Source organism: Leisingera sp. F5 (assembly GCF_001593695.1).
In genome coordinates this window covers 1-1,211 of record NZ_LUKH01001178.1, presented here as the reverse complement: position 1 = coordinate 1,211, position 1,211 = coordinate 1, and the positions used below count along the sequence as shown (strand labels likewise).

At 68.2% G+C, this 1,211-nt stretch carries 1 protein-coding gene and 1 pseudogene; one reads left to right on the top strand and one right to left on the bottom strand.

Annotated features, from left to right (window positions below):
• Positions 1–181, bottom strand: a pseudogene (locus A2I95_RS39925) (methylmalonyl Co-A mutase-associated GTPase MeaB); the annotation flags it as partial.
• A gap of 199 nt (positions 182–380) precedes the next feature.
• Here A2I95_RS39925 and A2I95_RS39920 point away from each other — a divergent pair.
• Positions 381–1,211, top strand: an 831-nt coding sequence (locus A2I95_RS39920; RefSeq protein WP_291737875.1) for a DEAD/DEAH box helicase, incomplete at its 3' end; no start/stop codon positions are given.

Here is a 1,211-nt window from a genome sequence, read left to right as displayed (position 1 = left end):
CCCCCGGCGTGCCCGACAAGCCGATGCGCAGCGACTGACGCTTGTGTTTGGCCAGTTCCGACAGCAGTTCCTGCGCCTTGGCGCGGTGATCCTCACGGCCGCTTTCCACCAGGGTTATGGCGCGGGCCAGCGCCCGCCGGTCGCCATCGAGGATCTTTTGCGTCAGCTGTTCGGTATCCATGCGTGTCTTCCTGTCGTGATGGGCGGACCATGGCGCAAGGCCGCCCGCAAAGTCCAGTCCCTGCTGTTTGCCGCGCAACCTACATCAGCAGACGCGGCAGGAAAGGCGGCAAATCCGCCGCGCTTGCCCCGGTTTGCGCAAGTTCTCTTCGTGCGGACTGGCCGCTGGACCTGACCGCTGCCTTTGGCGATAAGGCGACATGACCAGATTGCCGATCGAAGACGCCCTCCCCGAACTGCTGGACGCCCTGCGCGCCCGCGGCCGTGCCGTGCTGCAGGCGCCGCCAGGTGCGGGCAAAACCACACGGGTGCCGCTGGCGATGCTGGAGGCGGGCCTGACCCAGGGCCGCATTGTGATGCTGGAACCCCGCCGCCTGGCCGCCCGCGCCGCCGCCGAGCGGATGGCGGAGACGCTGGGGGAGACGCCCGGCCAGACCGTCGGCTATAGGGTGCGCGGCGATGCCAAGGTTTCCAAGGCGACACGGATCGAAGTGGTGACCGAGGGCATCCTGACCCGGATGCTGCAGTCGGACCCGGACCTGCCGGGCATCGGCGCGGTGATCTTTGATGAATTCCACGAACGGTCGCTGAACGCCGATCTGGGGCTTGCCCTGTGCCTGGAGGTGGCCGGCGCGCTGCGCGACGACCTGATCCTGGTCGCGATGTCGGCAACACTGGATGCAGACCCCGTAGCGGCGCTGCTGGGCGCGCCAATGATCACCTCAGAGGGGCGCAGCTATCCGGTGGAAACCCGCTGGCTGGACCGCCCCCTGCCTGCCCAGGCCCGCCGCGTGGACGCGCTGACGGATCTGGTGGTGCAGGCGGAAAAGGAAACACGCAGCACAGACAGGGATCAGGGCGGCGGCATTCTGGTGTTTCTGCCCGGGGAGGGTGAAATCCGCCGCGCCGCAGGTGCCTTGGCCAAACGCCTGCCGGGCAACTGCCATATCCGCCCGCTGTTCGGCGCGCTGCCCTTTGCCGAGCAGCGCGCGGCCATTCAGCCTGAGCAGACCGGGCGCAAAGTGGTGCTG